Consider the following 18,190-nt stretch of genomic DNA (forward strand, 5'->3'; position numbering starts at 1 on the left):
GGGTATGTCTCGCTTTAGTGGTCTCTTCTAACAAGGCATGCGCTTACCAAGTCCATTTACCAGTATGAACAAGACTTGCTCTCTCCCCAAAGTAGTAAGAACCTGGGCATTGTTATTTTCTGTTCCCTTATACATGGGTGCTTCGGCCCTGTGGCTGAAAGAAGAAATCAAGGATGTCCTCAGTGAGAAAGAAGAAAAGATGATTGCAGACGTGAAGAAGCAAGTAAACAAAGCTTTGGCCGACAAGCGTACGAAAAGAAAAACATTCCTTTTGCCTTGATTGATCAAAAATACAGCAGTATCTTCAGTATCAAGACTATAACGTGACAGGTTACATGAAAAAAGGATGTTTGGCCGTGCTGGGGATGGCATGTACCCTGGCGCTGTCTGGTTGTGAAGACGAGGAAGTCGTAAGCAATTGCTTTGAGGCGGTGGTCCTGGACCAAGGCTGTGGAACGGTGCTAGCCGTGCTGGATACCGCTGCGGCCCAGATTGTAGACGCAAAGCCCGATAATGATACCGTTTACGTCAATACCTTTGACCTGTACCCGGTGTACCAGGTGCCCGGCAAGCGGTTGTACATTACCATGAGGGCCATTCCGCAGGACGATGCGCCCAAGTGCCCCGGTTTTATTCCCGTGATTTACCCGCATGTCAAGCTGCTTTCCATGAGCGAGACGCCGTGCAATTAACGCAGAAGATCAGCTTTCAACCCAAGAACCACCAACGCCGCTTCGAAGAAGTGGCGTTTTTTGCTTTCTTTTAGTAAAGTAGCCGTAAAACACCAGTAAAGTTAGCAAGAAGCTAAACTCTATTGAGAAGCTTGGTGTTATAATACGTTACCTTTGATCGTATTTACTTCCGCTATGGATTTTCAATTAACATCAGAATTCAAACCTACCGGTGACCAGCCCAAAGCCATCAAAGAACTGGTGCGCGGCATAAGAACCGGTGAGCACGCGCAGGTGTTGCTGGGCGCCACCGGTACCGGTAAAACCTTCACGGTGGCCAACGTAATTCAGGAGGTGCACAAGCCCACGCTGGTGCTGTGCCACAACAAAACCCTGGCCGCGCAGCTCTACGGCGAGTTCAAGCAGTTCTTCCCCAACAACGCGGTGGAGTACTTCATCTCGTACTATGACTACTACCAGCCCGAGGCCTACATCGCTTCCTCTGATGTCTTCATTGAGAAAGACTTGGCCATCAACGAAGAGATAGAAAAGCTGCGCCTACACGCTACGTCGGCGCTGCTGTCCGGCCGCCGCGATGTGATCGTGGTCGCCTCGGTATCTTGTATCTACGGTATCGGTAACCCAGAGGAGTTCGGGAAGAACGTGATTCCGCTGGCGCCGGGCATGAAGGTGAGCCGCAACAACCTGCTCTACCAGTTCGTGTCCATTCTCTACAGCCGCACCGAGGTGGAGTTCACACGTGGAACTTTCCGGGTGAAGGGCGATACCGTGGATATTTTTCCGGCCTACGCCGATTTCGCCTACCGCATTTACTTCTGGGGCGACGAGATTGAGTCTATCCAGCGCATTGATCCGCAGTCCGGACGGAAAATAGCCGATGAAGAAGGAATCTCTTTGTTTCCGGCTAACCTCTTCGTGACGGGCAAAGACACGCTCAACCAAGCCATCAACGAGATCCAGTTTGACATGGTGGCTCAGCACGAGTACTTCCTCAAAGAAGGCCGCGACAACGAAGCCAAACGCATCAAAGAGCGCACCGAGTTTGACCTGGAGATGATCAGGGAACTGGGCTACTGCTCCGGTATTGAGAACTACTCCCGCTACTTTGACCGCCGCGAGCCCGGAGCCCGTCCGTTCTGTCTACTGGATTACTTCCCCGATGATTTCCTGATGGTCATTGACGAGAGCCACGCCACCTTGCCACAGGTGCGCGCCATGTGGGGCGGTGACCGCTCGCGTAAAACCGCGCTGGTAGAATACGGCTTTCGCTTGCCCGCCGCCATGGACAACCGTCCGCTCACCTTCAATGAGTTTGAGAGCGTGATGCACCAGGTCATCTTCGTGAGCGCCACGCCCGGCGATTACGAGATCCAGAAATCAGAAGGCGTGGTAGTGGAGCAGATTATCCGCCCAACGGGCTTGCTGGACCCTGAGATTGAGATCAGACCCAGCCAGAACCAGATTGACGACCTGCTGGATGAGGTGGATAACCGCATCAAGTCTGGTGACCGTATTCTGGTGACCACCCTCACCAAGCGCATGGCCGAGGAGCTGACCAAATACATGGAGCGCCTCAACATCAAAGTCAAATACATTCACTCCGAGGTGAAGTCATTGGAGCGGGTGGAGATTCTGCGCGAACTGCGTCTGGGCATCATAGACGTGCTGATTGGCGTAAACCTGCTCCGCGAAGGCCTGGATTTACCCGAGGTAAGTTTAGTAGCCATCCTGGATACCGACAAAGAAGGCTTCCTGCGCGACCAGCGTTCCCTGATCCAGACCATCGGCCGCGCCGCCCGGAATGAGAACGGCAAAGTGCTCATGTACGCCGATAGAATGACTGGTTCCATGCAGCGCGCCATTGACGAAACCAACCGCCGCCGCGCCGTGCAGATGGAGTACAACCTGGAGCACGGCATCACGCCGCGTACCGTGCGCAAGTCCAAGGAAGCCATCATGGAGCAGACCTCCGTGGCCGACTCCAATAAACGCGAACCCAAAGCCTACGCCGGCCCAGATGAAAGCCTGATGTCCGTGGCCGCAGATCCGGTGGTGCAGTACATGAAGAAAGACGAGCTGGAGAAGGTCATCAAGAAAACCGAGAAGCAGATGGAAGCCGCCGCCAAAGAGCTGGACTTCCTGCAAGCTGCTAAGTTCAGAGATGAACTGGCCGAACTCCGTAAGCTGCTCAAAAGTAAGCGGGATTAAATAATTTGCCACCATTTCCGTTTTTGGTCTGTTTTCTGAAAATCAGGCCAAAAACGGAAATGGCGGTGACACTCGTAGGAGCTGCGCACACTACGAGGTCGTTTGAGTCACCGCTTTTGCTGTTTCAAACCTCACAGGTTTTTAAAGCCTGTGAGGTTTTTTTTATGTGATAAGCAGAACCCACCCAGAAAATGGTTTATTCATGCAGCTAAGATTTACCAACGGTGCCTGCTCCAAAGACCTCGTAGCGTGCGCAGCTCCTGCGAGCGTCTCCGTCAACAGCTTCTCAGCACATCTAGAAAGTCAGGGAAGACACCTCCACGCCATAGGAAGAAACTCCGTTTTTGACCTGTTTTCAGAAAAACACCTCCAAAACGGAAAGCCTAACTGGCGCGAGTCTTCAGACTCGTGACAAGGGATGAAGCGAGTCTCCAGACTCGCCGGGAACCACAGGCATTTCTTTCCGTTGCGTTATCTGCCGCTGAAAAGATTTCTCCATGCGTACTTTCGCTGCCAAGCAGCGAGGGGAGTCAGAGACTCCCCGGCATCAGAAGGCGCGAGTCAGAGACTCGCGCCAGAAATCAGTAAATACAAATTGTCGTTTTCAGGCTGTTTTGCCAAAAACAGCCGCTAAACGGAAAAGCCGCTTCCTATGAGAGAAGCGGCTTTTCCGTTTAGAGGTATTGCTTTAAATCAACTTATCTGGCGTGATAGGTAACTCTCTAATCCGTTTGCCGGTGGCGTTGAAGACGGCGTTGGCAATGGCCGGGGCTACGCCGATGATCGCGATCTCGCCGATGCCTTTGGTGCCGTTCGGGTTGTTGATGAGGTCGGGTTTGTTCACGAACAGAGACGAGATGTTGGGCGCATCGGCGTGGACGGGCACGTGGTACTCGGCTAAGTCTTTGGTCACGTAGCGTCCGAACCGGTGGTCCATGACGGCACCTTCGGTGAGGGCCATCCCGATGCCGCCAACCGCGCCGCCAATCATCTGGTTACCGGCGGTCTTGGCGTTGATGATGGTGCCGGCATCGGCGCAGGAAACCATGTTGGTCACTTTGATTTGGCCCGTTAACGGATGTACCTGTACCTCGGCAAAATGCACTGAGTAGGAGTACATGCTGTATTTCTGCCGCAGGCTGGCGTCTGGGGTAGATTCCTCGGTGACTTCCAGCTCCGGTAAATTCTGCTGCTTCAGGATATCAGCGAACGAGAGCCGCGCCGAAGGGGAGGCCGTCATGGAAACATAGCCGTCTTTGAACGTGAGGTTCTCCACGGTGGCGCCTTTGAAGCTGGTATCGGCGTTGCCGGCCACCATGCTGGTCAGCCGCTGCTTGAGTGCCTGGCACGCAGCATGCACCGCCGAGCCCACCGTGGCCACCGTCGCCGACCCGCCCTGGCTGGGCGAAGGCGGATACAAAGAACTACCCAACTCAAATACAATCTTCTCGGGCGGCAGCCCCAAGTTCTGGGCAGCAATCTGCACCATGGCTGTTCCAGTGCCCGGCCCGATGTCCGTGGTGGCGCTTTGCATCACCAGCGTGCCGTCTTTGTGCAGGGTAGCTTTCACTTTGGCGCGGCCGCGGTTCGCCCCGAAGGTGCCCACGCCCATGCCGTAGCCCACCAGCCACTCGCCGTTTTTCACCATGCCGGGTTTGAGTTGGCGCTTGCTCCAGCCAATCCGTTCGGCCCCCATCTGCATGGCTTCCTTCAGGTACTTGGTGGACCAGGGCAGGTTTTTCTCCGGGTCTTTGTCGGTGTGGTTAATCAAACGGAATTCCAGCGGGTCCATGCCTAGCACGAAGGCCATCTCGTCCAGTGCACTTTCCAGCGCGAAAGCCCCGGTCGCCTCGCCGGGACCGCGCATCCAGATGGGTGTGCTCACGTCCAGCGGCAGGATGCGGTAACGGGTGGTCACGTTGGGGCTGGTGTACATCATGCGCGTCTGCTGCAAGGTAGATTCGGTGAACTCCTCATAGGAAGACGTTTGCCCGATGGCCTCGTGCGTGATGGCGGTGATTTTGCCGTCTTTGGTGGCGCTCATGCCCACCTTCTGCCAGGCGTGCGGCCGGTAGCCCACCATGGTGAACATCTGCTCGCGGGTGAGCATCAGCTTCACCGGGCGGTTTACTTTTTTGGCGGCCATGATGGCAGCGGTTTCGTGCGGCCAGGTGTGCAGCCCGTTTCCGAAGGCCCCGCCCACAAACGTGGCAATCACCTTCACGTTCTCCACCGGGATTTTCCAATCTTTGGCAAAAGCGTTCTGCGTACCCATCACGGCCTGGGTTTTGTCATAGACGGTGAGTTTGTCGGCGGCCTCCCAGTGCGCGATGATGGACTGCAACTCCATGGGGTTGTGGAACTCCGTGGGAATCACGTACTCGCTTTCAATCTTCAGCGGCTCGGTTTTATACGCGTCTTCTTTGCCGCGCACGTAATCACCCAGCGGGTGTTTGGGGTTGCGTTTGGCGGCGGTGGGCAAGAACGCCTTGGCCGTGTTCTTGTTGAAATCGGTGGCGTGCTTTTCCTCGTTGTACTGCGCTTTCACCAGTTTGGCTGCGTACATGGCGCGCTCCAAGGTGTCGGCTACCACTACGGCAATGGGGTGGTCGTTGAAGTTGATTTGGTTGTCGATGAAGAGCTGGAGCGGCTGCCCCACGGGCTTAGGCTCAGTAGGGTGCGCGGCCTGCGCGTAGCCGGGTACTTTGGGCGCGTTCTGGTAATGCAGCACGGCCAGTACGCCCGGCGCATTCTCGGCTCTTTTGGTGTCAAGGCTTTTGATGCTGCCTTTGGCGATGGTGCTGCCCACCAACACCGCGTGCGCCATGTTGGGCAACTCATATTCAGCGGAGTATTTGGCGGCACCCGTTACTTTCAGGCGACCATCTACCCGGTCCATCGGCTTACCAATGGTATCTTGGAAGAAATAATCTTTCATAAGGAAGAAGGGTTAAGCAACGCCCGATGCGTTTTTCAGGGCCTGTACAATGGTGTTAGGGCCTAAAGTGAGTTTGAATTTATTGTGTTCAAAAGCTTTCGCGCCGCGCATGGCTATCTGAGCGGCTTGCAGGAAGGTGGCTTCAGTGGCAGGTTTTCCGGCCAGAAACTGTTCGGCCTCATTCAGTCGCCACGGTTTGTGCGCCACGCCGCCCATGGCCAACCTCGCCGATTTGATGGTACTGCCGTCTAAGTCCAAAGCAGCGGCCACCGAAACTAGAGCAAAGGCATAGGAGTTGCGGTCGCGTACTTTGAGGTAATTCACGTTTTTGGTATAGGGGTTCTCCGGAACATCCACGGCCATAATCAACTCGCCCTGTTGTAGGTTGGTGTGGATTTGGGGCGTGTCGCCGGGCAGGCGGTGGAACTCTGCGAATGGGATTTTTCTATCGCCTTTGGGGCCAGAAACCAGCACGACGGCATCCAGCGCCACCAACGCCACGTTCATGTCTGAGGGGTTCACGGCAATGCATTTGTCGCTGTGCCCGAAGATGGCGTGCATGCGGTTGTAGCCTTCCAGCGCGCCGCAGCCGGTGCCCGGCTCGCGTTTGTTGCAGGGCATGGCCGTGTCATAGAAATACGGGCAGCGCACGCGTTGCATCATATTCCCGCCCACGGTGGCCATGTTCCGGAGCTGCGCCGAGGCCCCCGCGTTCAAGGCCTGCGCCAACAGCGGATGTTTCTCCAGCACCAGTTTATCCTCGGCCACGGCCCCGTTCAGCGCCAGAGCTCCAATGCGCACGTTGCCGTTTTCCCGCTCTATTTTCCGGAGCGGAAGTTTGTTGATGTCTACCAGTTTCTCGGGGTTCATGACGCCGCGCTTCATGAGGTCCACCAGGTTGGTGCCTCCGGCGATGAACACAGCCGACTGGTCTTTGGCTACCGTGTCAATGGCCGCCTTGGATTTGCTGGGTTTTACGTATTGGAACTGAATCATACCCGCTGTCCTCCGTTTTTAACTTCCTTGATGGCGTTCACAATGTTGGGGTAAGCGCCGCACCGGCAGATGTTCCCGCTCATGTACTCGCGGATTTCTTCGTCAGAATCGGCGTGGCCTTCCCGTACGCAGGCCACCGCGCTCATGATCTGGCCCGGCGTGCAGTAACCGCACTGGAAACCGTCATGCTTGATGAACGCTTCCTGCATGGGGTGCAGCTTGTCGCCGTTGGCGAGGCCCTCAATGGTGGTCACTTCTTTGCCGTCTACCATGGCCGCCAAGGTGAGGCAAGACAGAACGCGCTGTCCGTCTACGTGCACGGTGCAGGCGCCGCACTGGCCGTAGTCGCAGCCTTTCTTGGTGCCGGTCAGGTGCATCTGCTCGCGCAGCAAGTCCAGCAGCGTAGCCCGCGGCTCTATAGACAGTTTGTGTTTTTTGCCGTTGATGCCTAGCGTCACTTTCACCTGCTCAAACACGGCGGCTACTTTCTCCTCAAACTTCAGTTCGGCGGCTTTGATGGCCGCGCTGGGAGCCAGGGCCAGGGCCGTCAAGAGCGAGGATTGCTTCAGGAACGTGCGTCGGGCATCTGAATGTTGAGGCCCGTTCTCCTCTTCAGGAAGGTTTTTTTCGGGGAATTTATCGGAAGACATATAAATGTGCGGTGGATTTCTGGTTTAACCTACTAGTATACGCAGGTACGTCCTTAGAAAGTGTATAAATAAGGACTGAATCAAGACGAATTTCCACCGCTCAAAAACTTGTTACGGGATTCGAGTTTGGGGCTGATTTCAGAAAAACGGCCCCTAAACGCAACACTGACCTCAGTTTATCCGGAGCGGGATTCTCCTTTGATATTCTGGCCTGTATCTTTGGGTAAAAAACGCCGCATGTCCGCTCACTCCACCAATACCTTCACCTTCCGCCCTGGCACTTCCGCCGATGCTTCTTTGCTCGCCGATTTAGGCTGGCGCACCTTTGACGAGACCTTCGCGGCCTACAACAAACCCGAGGACATGGAGGCCTTTCACTTTACCATGTACACCCCGGAACTTCAGGCCGCTGAACTAGCCGACCCGCACACCACGTTCCTGATTGCTGAAGCCGAAGGGGAGGCTGTGGCCTACGTGAAATGGAATACCGCCCCGGCACCCGCCGTAATTGCCGGAGAAAATCCTTTCCAGATAAGCCGTCTGTACCTCCTGCAAGGCTGGACTGGCCGAGGGTTAGGCGATACGTTGATGAAAATGAGCTTAAAACGCGCTCAGGAGCACGGGCATGACGTGGTGTGGCTCACCGTCTGGGAAAGCAACGAGCGCGCTATTAGATTCTACCAGAAATACGGGTTTCAGGAAGCCGGTGAATTGAGTTTTGTGCTGGGCGCAGATGTGCAGCGCGATCTGTACATGCAGCGATGGGTGTAAGCTAATGGCGCAGACTCTCGCAGGTCCTCCGGACGCTACGAGGTCTTTGGAGCAAACGCTTTCGGTTCTCGTATAGTGATAGATGCAAAAGACGAAGGATTTAGAGCCTTGTAAGTTCTACCATATTTATACGCGAGGCAATAACAGCGAATCAGTTTTCGTAAGTCAAGAAAGCTACTTGTATTTCCTGCAGCTATACCGGAAATATGTAGCCCCGTTTGTGCATACCTACTGCTATTGTCTGTTGCCTAATCATGTGCATTTTCTGATTCAGGTCAAGGAAGCAGAGGCTCTCTTGAAGAGAAGCGAGCAAAACCAAGAGTTCATTCCGGTAAGTCTTCAAAGGCAATGGGGACATTTACTTAACGCTTTCACAAAAGCGATGAACATCCGCTATGGGAGAGTAGATAGCCTGTTTCAGAAGCGCTTCAGAAGGAAAGAGGTTACCTCCGAGGCATACTTTACACGCCTGATTTTCTACATTCATTTCAATCCACAGCACCACGGCCTGATTCAGGACTTCAAGGATTGGCCCTATTCGTCCTATCATAGCCTCTTATCTAAGAAGACCACCAATCTTGAGCGAGACACAGTTTTAGAATGGTTTGGCGACAGGGAACACATGGAGAGATTCCATCGAGAAGACGCTGATTTTCGCACCATAAGCCCTCTTATCGAAGAAGACGAACTGTAATACCGCCTACTCAAAAGACCTCGTAGCGTCCAGAGGACCTGCGAGCGTCTGTGCCAACCACCTCATACCACCAGCAAACCGCGCTCCCGCAAATCCAGCCAGGTATCGGTAATCAAAAACTCCTGAAAGGTGAACATCTGATCCTCGGGGTAATCAGCGGCTAGGTCTTTTAAAAGATATTTAGTGCCGAGGTCTTCTGACAAACGCGTGAGCCAGGTGTGCAGCCATTGGCCGACTTCCGGCGAGGTGCGGATTTCGTATTCCTCCGTTTTCTCGGTGAAGGTGAGCAGGGCGTTATGGAACGTGCGGCCTTTCTTCGCTTTGGTCACTACTTCTATTTCCGGGGCATTGCCAAGCCACAGCACGCGCAGGTTCTGCTTCTCAGAATCAGGTTTGCCTATAGCTTCTACGGCTTGGGCAATCATATTTTTTGGGTGCGAGGCACGTGGAACCTTGAAATCAAACCAGAACGAAAGCGGTTCTTCCAGCCCGATGCCGTGCATGTAGTTGTACAGCGCCTTCGCCAAACCCGCCCCGAAACGTTCGTGGTCCGCGCCTTGCGGGTCCTCGTGCCACAGGTCATTATCCGCGAACAAGCCGGGTTCCGGACCCACTTTCACGACGCCGTATTTCTCGGGGTTCTTGCCGACGGGGCTGTGCGCGGTCATAGAAAAGCGGTGCCAGTAGCCAGACTGAATCACGTTCTGGGCAAACAACTGCCGTACCACTTCCAGAGAGTCAATGGTTTCTTGGGCGGTTTGGGTGGGAAAGCCGTACATCAAGTACGCGTGCACCATGATGCCCGCGGCGGTGAAATCCCGGGTCACTCTCGCCACCTGGGCAATGCTCACGCCTTTCTCCATCTTCGCCAGCAGGCGGTCTGAGGCGACTTCCAAGCCACCAGAAACGGCAATACAACCGCTGGCGGCCAGCAATCGGCACAGGTCAGCGCTGAAGGTTTTCTCGAAGCGGATGTTGCCCCACCAGGTAATTTTCACGCCTCGGCGGAGCAGTTCAATGGCTAAATCGCGCAAGGCCAGGGGCGGGGCGGCTTCGTCCACGAAGTGGAAACCGGTCTGGCCCGTCTGCGCGATAATCTGTTCAATACGGTCCACCAGCAGCGTGGCGGGCGCGGTCTCGTAGCGGGAAATATAGTCTAAGGTGATGTCACAGAATGAGCAGCGTTTCCAGTAACAGCCGTGCGCTACGGTCAGTTTGTTCCAGCGTCCGTCAGACCAGAGGCGGTGCATGGGGTTGAGCACTTCCACCACGCTCAGGTACTCGTGTATTTTTAAATCAGAGTAATCAGGGGTGCCTACCTCGGTATGCGGAATATCGGCATCAGTAGCGCCGTTGATGTATTGTACTTCGTCCTTCAGTAACAGGAAGGTGCGTTGCAGTTGCTCCACAGCGCGCTGGCCCTGGAAAAACTCCAGTAAGCGCAGCCACGGGCCTTCGCCGTCGTCTAGCGTGATAAAATCGATGTATTTGAAAATGCGGGGCTCGCGGAGGGTTCTTAATTCAGTATTGGGGTAGCCGCCGCCCATGAGCGTTTTCACTTGCGGGTATCTTTGCTTGATGAACTGCGCCAGCCGCAGCGCGCCGTACAGATTGCCCGGGAACGGCACCGAGAAACCCACCACCTCAGGCTGCACTTCCTGCATTCGCTCGTCCAATAAATCCAGCAGGAGTTGGTCCACCAGGTTAGGCGCGGTTTGCAGCTCATCTTCCAGTGGGTCAAAAGAGGTGGCGCTCAGGGCCAGTTTATCCGCGTAGCGGCTAAAGCCGAAGTGCGGGCAGACGGTTTCCTTGATTAAATCTGCCAAATCTTCTAGGTACAGCGTGGCCAGGTGCCGAGCGCGGTCGGTGATGCCCATCGTCCCGAAAGCTTCTTCCAAATCCGCCAGCTGCAAAAACCTACTCGCCTCGGGCAGAAACGCGCCCATGGCGATGGGGTGGGCCAAAGTGCTGTCGCGGCCTTGCAGGAACTTGATGACGGGCTCAATGGTGTCCAGGTACGATTTGCGGAGGCGCAACATGCGCTGGCTGTTGTCTGACAACTCATACGTACCCTCCAGAATGGCCTGAAACACCTGTTGCAGTCCTTTTCTGGAGAACAGGCGCAATACCAACTCCAGCCCGAAATCGGCTTGAGTCACGTCAAATCCGCGCCCGCGCAGGAAACCTTTGATGTAAGCCGTGGCGGGGTAGGGGGTGTTGAGCTGCGTGAGCGGCGGGGTGAGGAGGAGGATTTTAGGAGCGGCGTTCAAAGGAATTCAAATTTGAGCAAAGGTACGGAAAGGAGTTCTGAGTCTTGCGTGTTACGCGAGGAGTTGTTTTGGGCTTCATTTCGGAAAAACAGCCTCAAAGCGCAGTTCTAAACCGGTAAGCAGGAAACAGCCTTCGCCCGTGATGAGTTCAGAAAGCCTTACAAGGCAGACCGGCAGTCGGAAAGAAAGTTGAATCCTCAGCAAGGAAACTGGCCGGCGATAACCTAAATCGATTTGCGTTTAGAGGCTCTTTTCTGGGAAACCGGTGCAAAACGAGGCAGGGTGCTGGTTACAGGAATACTCGTGGTTTTGTATTGGAACATTCAATGATTTTGAAAACCCGGTATATACAGTCACAGAGGGAGGTTGAGGAAGTAAAGGTTTGAAAGGGAATTGGATAGGACGTGTTGGTCTGCCGAATTTCGCGGTGTTTTGCGCAAACGGCGCTTAAAACAGACCGGTCACGCATTGAACAAACCCATGCAGAAGCCGTTTGTGCAGAGGAATACTACCAGGTTTAAATTCTTCCTTTCTGTGGATTCTACGGATTTAAGCTTGGCCTAAACCTCTAACCTAGAAACATGTTCCATCACGTAAAAGACCTACAGTTTAATGCCCGGGTGTCTAAACCAGATCCTCGCTTTGCTACCTTACTGCTGGAGCAGTTTGGGGGAGAGAACGGGGAGTTGGCGGCCGCCATGCAGTATTTCACCCAGGCGTTCGCCGCCAAGCAACCCTTTCCAGACAAGTATGACATGCTCATGGACATCGCTACGGAGGAATTCAGCCACCTGGAGATTGTGGGCGCCACTATCCAGATGCTGCTGAAAGGCGTGAACGGCGAGTTGAAAGACGCCGCCGACCAATCTGAAATCATGGAAGTGATGAACGGAAAGGCGGCCAAAGAGAACATCATCCACCAGGCGCTGTCCAACCCGCAGTTCGGGACGTTGAGCGCCGGCGGACCGCGTCTCACCAACAGCCAGGGCATTCCGTGGTGCGCTTCCTATATCCACTCCAACGGTGACCTGACCGTAGATTTGCGCTCCAACATCGCCTCAGAATCACGGGCGAAACTGGTGTACGAATACCTCATGCAGTTCACCGATGACCCGTATGTGAAAGACACGCTGTCGTTCCTGATGACCCGCGAGGTGGCCCACTTTGAGATGTTCCAGGCGGCCCTGTCTACCATTGAGCCCAACTACCCGCCGGGAGTGCTCCAAGCTGATCCGCGTTTCACAAACCAGTACTTTAACCTGTCACAGGGTGAAAGCGCCCGCGGACCCTGGAACGAAGGCGACATGCCCATCACCGGCAAAAGCTGGGATTACATTGAGGAACCATTAGCCCACGTGAAAGAAACCCAAGGCTTGCAGGACCGCGAGAAAGGCATTGAGAAGGAAATGAAGCTCACCGAGAAAATGAACAAGGAGCTGAGCAAAATCAAAAGTGCCGAAATCACCAGTGCTGAACCCAAAGGTGTAGCCCAGTGGAGCAACTACAATGGTCAGGAGAGCGAGCAAGACAAAAGCTAGTCTAGCCTCTATTCCATCTAAATAAAAGCAAGCGTGGCTGCCAAGTTGAGAAACCTGGCAGCCACGCTTGCTTTTAGAGGTATCGCAAGGCTGGTGCTGCCTGCCAACAGAAGCGGTTCTTTCCACTTCTCATCATTAAACTCAATTCAACTGGAGAGCCATCTTCCCCCAACCCGGCATTTCCCCGTTCCGCGACTTCCGCAATCTATCCGGTGCCCAGGCGGGGCCCGAGATTTACCGCGGGAGGTACGGACTGGCGAATGGCTGCCGCTTTAGGCTTCTTTTCTGAAAATGAGCCGCTAAACGGAAAGATGCCGTAGCTTTGGAAAAACCCAAACGTCCTGTTTATGTTTCTGATCGAATTAACCTATAAAGTAGCTTTCTCTGAGATAGAGCCGTTTATGGCCGAGCACCTGGCCTTTGTGGAAAAAGGCTTTGCCAGCGGGTATTTCGTGGCCTCCGGGCGGAAAGTGCCCCGTGACGGAGGGCTCATTTTCTGCCAGGCCGCCAGCAAAACCGAGGTGGAGGAATTCCTGCAGCAAGATCCGTTTGTGTACCAGGACCTGGTGGAGCTCCGGATAGTGGAGTTCATCGCCTCGCGCACCACCGCCGGAATGACGGGCTTGGCCGAAGCGTGACCTGTCCGTTTTAAGTCCGTTTACCTGAAAAGAGCCTTAAAACGTAATAGATGGAAGCCTTGGCTGACGAAGGGAAATGGAACGAGGGGCTGCGGCGCAGGGCGGTAAGGGAATTTTTCCCGATTTAGATAGAAGAAGTACGGAGGTTCTCCGTAAAAGCTGAACAGCCCCGTTTTTCGTAAACGTAGCAGATGCGAGTTTCACCAATTGCCACCCGTCAACCCTTGACTTCATGGAATTCTACCAGCAGCCCACCCAACAGGTTTTCCAGAACCTAAAGACCGTTCCCCAGGGCCTCTCTGAGGCAGAGGCGCAGCAGCGGCTCCAAACCCACGGCTACAATGAACTCTCCGAAGCCGAGCGCGACCCCGTCTGGAAACTCATCCTGGAGACCTTCAAAGATCCCATGGTCATCGTGTTGCTGATCGCGGCCGCGGTGCAGCTTGTGCTGGGCGAAGTCATGGAAGCAGTCATCATTTTTGCGGTGCTGGTGCTCAACGCCATTGTGAGCGTAGTGCAGACCAAAAAGGCCGAAGGTGCCCTGGACGCGCTTCGGCAAATGTCGGCGCCCTCGGCCAAGGTGCTGCGCGACGGCAAAACGTACTCTTTGGCCGCCCGTGAACTGGTACCCGGCGATGTGGTGGTGCTGGAAGCCGGCGATTTCGTGTCGGCCGATGGGCGGGTGGTGGAAAGCGGCTCGCTGCGCGTAGACGAAGGCATGCTGACCGGCGAATCGGAACCGGTGGAGAAACATACCGATGTCATCCCGGACGAAGCTCCGCTGGGCGACCGCAAAAACATGGTGTACAGCGGCGCGCTGGTGGTCTACGGCCGGGGCACGTTCGTGGTGACGGCTACCGCCGAGAAAACCGAACTGGGCAAGATTGCCGGCCTGCTGGCCACCGCCGAAACCAAACAAACGCCGCTCCAGCGCAAACTCGCCGATTTCAGCAAGAAACTGGGTTGGGTCATTCTGGTGCTGTGCATCTTGATCTTCGGGGTGGAAGCCTTCCGGGTATGGATAGGCGGTGATACCGGCAACATGACCAATGCCCTGCTCAAAGCCTTCATGTTTGCCGTAGCCGTGGCGGTGGCCGCCATCCCAGAGGCGCTTTCCTCCATCGTGACTATTGTATTGGCGGTGGGCACCAACAAAATGGCTCGTCGGCACGCCATCATCCGCAAGCTTCCGGCCGTGGAAACCCTGGGCTCCACCAGCGTCATCTGCACCGATAAAACCGGTACGCTCACCCAGAACAAAATGACGGTGGTAGACTACTACCTGCCCGGCAAAACCGCCGATGAGTTCCCGGATGATCCCGCGCAGTGGAGCGTAGCCGAGCGGCGGCTGATGCAGGTGGCCGTGCTTTCCAACGATGCCCAGATCAACGAAGACGGTGCCGAACTGGGCGATCCCACTGAGATTGCCCTCATCGCGTTCAGCAACCAGAAAAACCAGCCTTACCGGCAAGTGCGGGAAGAATTTGCCCGCGAAGCCGAACTGCCCTTTGACTCAGACCGCAAGCTCATGTCTACCGTGCACACCATTGATGGCCAGCGCCTGCTCCTGACCAAAGGCGGCCCCGACGTGGTGTTTTCGCGTTGCAACCGCGTGTTGGTAGACGGGGAGGAGCAGCCCTTGACGCCGGAAGTGCTGGAAACCCTGCAAGACCAGAACGAAGACTTCTCTGATCGGGCCCTGCGCGTGCTGGCCTTCGCCTACAAACCCTTGTCTGAGGCTTCCAACATTACCTTTGAGGACGAAAACGACTTAGTGTTGGTAGGCCTCAAAGCCATGATTGACCCGCCGCGCGAGGAGGTGTACGCCTCTATTGAGGAAGCCAAGCACGCCGGCATCAGAACGGTCATGATCACGGGCGACCACAAAACCACCGCCCGAGCCATTGGGCGGGAGATTGGCCTGATGGACGAGAACGACATCGCCCTCACCGGGCAGGAGCTGGACCGCTTATCTGACGAAGAACTGGACCGGAAGCTGGAAGACATTGCCGTTTACGCCCGCGTTTCGCCGGAAAACAAGATCCGGATTGTGCGCGCCTGGCAACGCAAAGGCAAAATCACGGCCATGACCGGCGACGGCGTGAACGATGCCCCCGCCCTCAAGCAAGCCGATATTGGTGTGGCCATGGGCAGCGGCACCGATGTGGCCAAAGATGCCTCGGCCATGATTCTCACCGATGACAACTTTGTCTCCATCATCAGTGCTGTGGCCGTGGGCCGAACTGTCTTTGACAACATCAAGAAAGCCATCGCCTACCTATTCGCCGGAAACTTGGGGGCCATCATCGCTATTCTGTTCGCGCTGGCGCTGGACTGGGTGAACCCGTTTACGCCCATCCAGCTGCTGTTCATCAACCTGCTCAATGACTCGCTGCCCGCCATTGCGCTGGGCGTGGAGAAAGCAGAACCCAACGTAATGCAGCGCAAACCGCGCGACATCAACGAAGGCATCTTCGCCGGCGGCACGCTCCGGTCAGTGATCATGCGCGGACTTTTGATTGGCGTGGCGGTGATTGTCTCCCAGTACATCGGGTTGCAGCAGTCAGAGCAGATGAGTATCGCCATGGCCTTTACCACCTTGATTCTGGCCCGTACGCTCCAGACGTTTGCCGCCCGTTCCAACACCCAGACGGCCTTTGGCGCAGGCTTCTTCCAGAACAAATATGTGATCGGGGCGGTGCTGCTGTGTTTCGGGCTGTACGGGCTAACGGTGTTGCCCGGCATCCGGGAAATCTTCACCATCCCCGCTGATTTCGGGTGGGACGAGTGGCAAAGAGCTGCGGGCTTGGCGCTGGGCGCGGTGGTCTTGATGGAGCTCTGGAAACTGATGCCCTGGGTCACCAAAAATCAAAACCGGTAAGCAGACGAGTGTGACCCTGAATTGCCAAGGATGTTTTGGGGCTGGTTTTCGGAAATCTGCCCCAAAACAAGACGGCTACTTTTTTCCAAAGCAAGGCGGGAGATAGTTTCTGAAGGGAACGGTCAACCAAACTCTTGAAGGCAGCGATTTTCCTGAATTTGGGCGGAGTAGCGTGGAGTAAACCCAATAAAAGCGCATAAAAGAGCAGGAGGTGGGCCTATGATTCAACTATTTCCGCCGGAAGTATGTTGAATAGGGATGCAGGTGACTTGCCTGTTCCAAAAACAGCGCCGCACCTGCCGGAAAGTAATTACTAAGTCAAACGTATGCAGAGTCTCAGCACGAAAGAATATAAAAACGAATTCGTCACCGCTTTTGACGGCGATGACAGCGGTAACCTGAAGCCGCGCCAGACCCCGGGCGTTTTGTACAGCAAAGCCGTTCCTACGCCGGTCAAGAAACCCGAACTGCTGGCCTGGTCTGAGGAACTGGCCCAGCAATTGGGCATTGAAAAGCCCACCGATCAGAAAGACGTAGATGTGCTGGGTGGAAACCACGTGGCCCCGTCTATGTATCCGTACGCCGCCTGTTACGCCGGACACCAGTTTGGGAACTGGGCCGGACAGCTGGGTGATGGCCGGGCGATTACCCTGGGCGAGTGGCAAGCACCGGACGGCAACTCCTGGGAACTGCAGCTGAAAGGCGCGGGCATGACCCCGTACTCCCGTCGGGCCGATGGCCGGGCCGTGTTGCGTTCCTCAGTGCGGGAATACCTCATGAGCGAGGCCATGCACTATCTGGGCGTACCTACTACCCGGGCTTTGAGTCTGGTTTCTACCGGTGACCAGGTCATGCGCGACATGTTCTACAACGGCAACCCGGCCTTTGAGCCCGGCGCCATTGTGATGCGGGTTGCGCCTAGTTTCCTGCGTTTCGGGAGCTTTGAGATGCCCGCCGCCCGCCAGGAGAAAGAAAACCTGCAGAAGCTGGTAGACTGGACCATTTCCCGCTACTATCTGCACATCCAGGGCGAAAACCGAATTCTGGAGTGGTTCAAGGAAATCCTGGAGCGTACCGCTGCCCTTATGGTGGAGTGGATGCGCGTGGGCTTTGTGCACGGCGTCATGAACACCGACAACATGTCCATTCTGGGGCTCACCATTGACTACGGCCCGTTCTCGTTCCTGGACGACTACGATCCTGATTTCACGCCCAACACCACAGATTTACCGGGCCGCCGGTATGCCTTCGGGAAACAAGCGTCAATTGGCTACTGGAACCTGGGTTGCCTGGCCAGCGCCATCGCGCCGCTGTTGCCGGGCACCGAGGAACTGGTGGCCGTGCTGGAAACCTACAGTGACAGCTTCCATGAGAAGTACTACGCCATGATGGCGAATAAACTGGGATTGGAGGCCGTGCAGGAAGGCGATCAGGAACTCATCACCCGTTTCACCGATGCGCTCTACACCTTGAATCTGGACCTGACCATTTTCTTCCAGCAACTGATGGAACTGCCCCAGGAGCCAGGAACCGAAGCCGAAGTGATTGCTCTTTTCCAGGACAGTTTCTACCGCGAGCTGGGCAAAGAGGAGCAGACCACGTTGTTCACCCTGCTACAGGACTACGCCACGCGGCTGAACGCCAACACCGGCTCCCGCGAAGAAACTTTGGCGCGCATGCAGAAAGCCAATCCTAGAATCATCCTCCGGAACTACCTGCTGCACCAGGCCATCGAAGAACTGGAACGCGGGGAGAACACGCTGTTCCAGAAGCTGCAAGCGGCCATGAAAGATCCGTACTCCCGCCACTTCGACGAGTTCTTCGCCAAACGCCCCGATTGGGCCAGCCAGAAAGCCGGTTGCTCTATGTTGTCGTGCAGTTCCTAAAAGTAGTTAAGACCAACACGCACTCTGA

General features: G+C 55.4%; 13 protein-coding genes. 9 read left to right on the forward strand and 4 right to left on the reverse strand.

Going from position 1 to position 18,190, the window contains the following annotated elements; translation table 11 throughout:
• The first annotated feature begins 64 nt into the window (after positions 1 to 64).
• The 3 genes from H7U12_RS19365 (at position 65) to uvrB (ending at position 2,900) form a co-directional block, all read left to right on the forward strand.
• Positions 65 to 280: a hypothetical protein gene (locus H7U12_RS19365; protein WP_186641220.1), complete on the forward strand. Its 216-nt coding sequence runs from the start codon at positions 65 to 67 to the stop codon at positions 278 to 280.
• 55 nt (positions 281 to 335) lie between these two features.
• Positions 336 to 692 carry a hypothetical protein gene (locus tag H7U12_RS19370; protein ID WP_186641222.1) on the forward strand — a complete coding sequence of 119 codons (357 nt, stop codon included), beginning with the start codon at positions 336 to 338 and terminating at the stop codon, positions 690 to 692.
• Between the two features lie 174 nt (positions 693 to 866).
• Positions 867 to 2,900, forward strand: coding sequence for an excinuclease ABC subunit UvrB (gene uvrB, locus H7U12_RS19375; RefSeq protein ID WP_186641224.1), 2,034 nt, complete (start codon positions 867 to 869; stop codon positions 2,898 to 2,900).
• Between the two features lie 688 nt (positions 2,901 to 3,588).
• Here uvrB and H7U12_RS19380 read toward each other — a convergent pair.
• Genes H7U12_RS19380 through H7U12_RS19390 form a run of 3 tightly spaced genes read right to left on the reverse strand, consistent with a single transcriptional unit; the run spans position 3,589 to position 7,484 of the window.
• A complete protein-coding gene (locus tag H7U12_RS19380; RefSeq protein ID WP_186641226.1) occupies positions 3,589 to 5,838 on the reverse strand; it encodes a xanthine dehydrogenase family protein molybdopterin-binding subunit in 2,250 nt (749 codons plus the stop codon).
• A gap of 12 nt (positions 5,839 to 5,850) precedes the next feature.
• On the reverse strand, positions 5,851 to 6,834 hold the full coding sequence (locus tag H7U12_RS19385; protein WP_186641228.1) for an FAD binding domain-containing protein: 984 nt from the start codon (positions 6,832 to 6,834) through the stop codon (positions 5,851 to 5,853).
• Positions 6,831 to 7,484, reverse strand: a complete 654-nt coding sequence (locus tag H7U12_RS19390) for a (2Fe-2S)-binding protein (RefSeq protein WP_186641230.1) — start codon at positions 7,482 to 7,484, stop codon at positions 6,831 to 6,833. The genes H7U12_RS19385 and H7U12_RS19390 overlap by 4 nt, the downstream gene beginning before the upstream one ends.
• A 237-nt stretch (positions 7,485 to 7,721) precedes the next feature.
• Here H7U12_RS19390 and H7U12_RS19395 point away from each other — a divergent pair, with 237 nt between their 5' ends.
• Both H7U12_RS19395 and H7U12_RS19400 read left to right on the forward strand, forming a co-directional pair.
• On the forward strand, positions 7,722 to 8,255 hold the full coding sequence (locus H7U12_RS19395) for a GNAT family N-acetyltransferase (protein ID WP_186641232.1): 534 nt from the start codon (positions 7,722 to 7,724) through the stop codon (positions 8,253 to 8,255).
• A gap of 256 nt (positions 8,256 to 8,511) precedes the next feature.
• The gene (locus tag H7U12_RS19400; RefSeq protein ID WP_182513947.1) at positions 8,512 to 8,949 is read left to right on the forward strand and encodes a hypothetical protein; all 438 of its coding nucleotides are present in this window, start codon (positions 8,512 to 8,514) and stop codon (positions 8,947 to 8,949) included.
• A gap of 62 nt (positions 8,950 to 9,011) precedes the next feature.
• On the opposite strand, the gene H7U12_RS19405 is transcribed toward H7U12_RS19400, so the two are convergent.
• Positions 9,012 to 11,219, reverse strand: a complete 2,208-nt coding sequence (locus tag H7U12_RS19405) for a B12-binding domain-containing radical SAM protein (RefSeq protein ID WP_186641234.1) — start codon at positions 11,217 to 11,219, stop codon at positions 9,012 to 9,014.
• Between the two features lie 581 nt (positions 11,220 to 11,800).
• Here H7U12_RS19405 and H7U12_RS19410 point away from each other — a divergent pair.
• The 4 genes from H7U12_RS19410 (at position 11,801) to H7U12_RS19425 (ending at position 18,162) form a co-directional block, all read left to right on the forward strand.
• Positions 11,801 to 12,757 (forward strand): manganese catalase family protein, encoded by a 957-nt coding sequence (locus H7U12_RS19410; protein WP_186641236.1) that lies wholly within the window; start codon positions 11,801 to 11,803, stop codon positions 12,755 to 12,757.
• A 347-nt stretch (positions 12,758 to 13,104) separates the two neighbouring features.
• Complete coding sequence (locus tag H7U12_RS19415; RefSeq protein WP_186641238.1) at positions 13,105 to 13,395, forward strand: YciI family protein; 291 nt, start codon at positions 13,105 to 13,107, stop codon at positions 13,393 to 13,395.
• Positions 13,396 to 13,627: 232 nt separating this feature from the next.
• Positions 13,628 to 16,276 carry a cation-translocating P-type ATPase gene (locus tag H7U12_RS19420; RefSeq protein ID WP_186641240.1) on the forward strand — a complete coding sequence of 883 codons (2,649 nt, stop codon included), beginning with the start codon at positions 13,628 to 13,630 and terminating at the stop codon, positions 16,274 to 16,276.
• Between the two features lie 326 nt (positions 16,277 to 16,602).
• Complete coding sequence (locus tag H7U12_RS19425; protein WP_186641242.1) at positions 16,603 to 18,162, forward strand: protein adenylyltransferase SelO; 1,560 nt, start codon at positions 16,603 to 16,605, stop codon at positions 18,160 to 18,162.
• The last annotated feature ends 28 nt before the right edge of the window (positions 18,163 to 18,190 follow it).

It is taken from the genome of Rufibacter sediminis (assembly GCF_014269285.1).
Taxonomy (GTDB): domain Bacteria; phylum Bacteroidota; class Bacteroidia; order Cytophagales; family Hymenobacteraceae; genus Nibribacter; species Nibribacter sediminis.

Bases quoted from the DNA above. Each gene is read 5' to 3' on its own strand.
- H7U12_RS19365 (WP_186641220.1), top strand. From the start codon at position 65: ATGAACAAGACTTGCTCTCTCCCCAAAGTAGTAAGAACCTGGGCATTG.
- H7U12_RS19370 (WP_186641222.1), top strand. From the start codon at position 336: ATGAAAAAAGGATGTTTGGCCGTGCTGGGGATGGCATGTACCCTGGCG.
- uvrB (WP_186641224.1), top strand. From the start codon at position 867: ATGGATTTTCAATTAACATCAGAATTCAAACCTACCGGTGACCAGCCC.
- H7U12_RS19380 (WP_186641226.1), bottom strand. From the start codon at position 5,838: ATGAAAGATTATTTCTTCCAAGATACCATTGGTAAGCCGATGGACCGG.
- H7U12_RS19385 (WP_186641228.1), bottom strand. From the start codon at position 6,834: ATGATTCAGTTCCAATACGTAAAACCCAGCAAATCCAAGGCGGCCATT.
- H7U12_RS19390 (WP_186641230.1), bottom strand. From the start codon at position 7,484: ATGTCTTCCGATAAATTCCCCGAAAAAAACCTTCCTGAAGAGGAGAAC.
- H7U12_RS19395 (WP_186641232.1), top strand. From the start codon at position 7,722: ATGTCCGCTCACTCCACCAATACCTTCACCTTCCGCCCTGGCACTTCC.
- H7U12_RS19410 (WP_186641236.1), top strand. From the start codon at position 11,801: ATGTTCCATCACGTAAAAGACCTACAGTTTAATGCCCGGGTGTCTAAA.
- H7U12_RS19415 (WP_186641238.1), top strand. From the start codon at position 13,105: ATGTTTCTGATCGAATTAACCTATAAAGTAGCTTTCTCTGAGATAGAG.
- H7U12_RS19420 (WP_186641240.1), top strand. From the start codon at position 13,628: ATGGAATTCTACCAGCAGCCCACCCAACAGGTTTTCCAGAACCTAAAG.
- H7U12_RS19425 (WP_186641242.1), top strand. From the start codon at position 16,603: ATGCAGAGTCTCAGCACGAAAGAATATAAAAACGAATTCGTCACCGCT.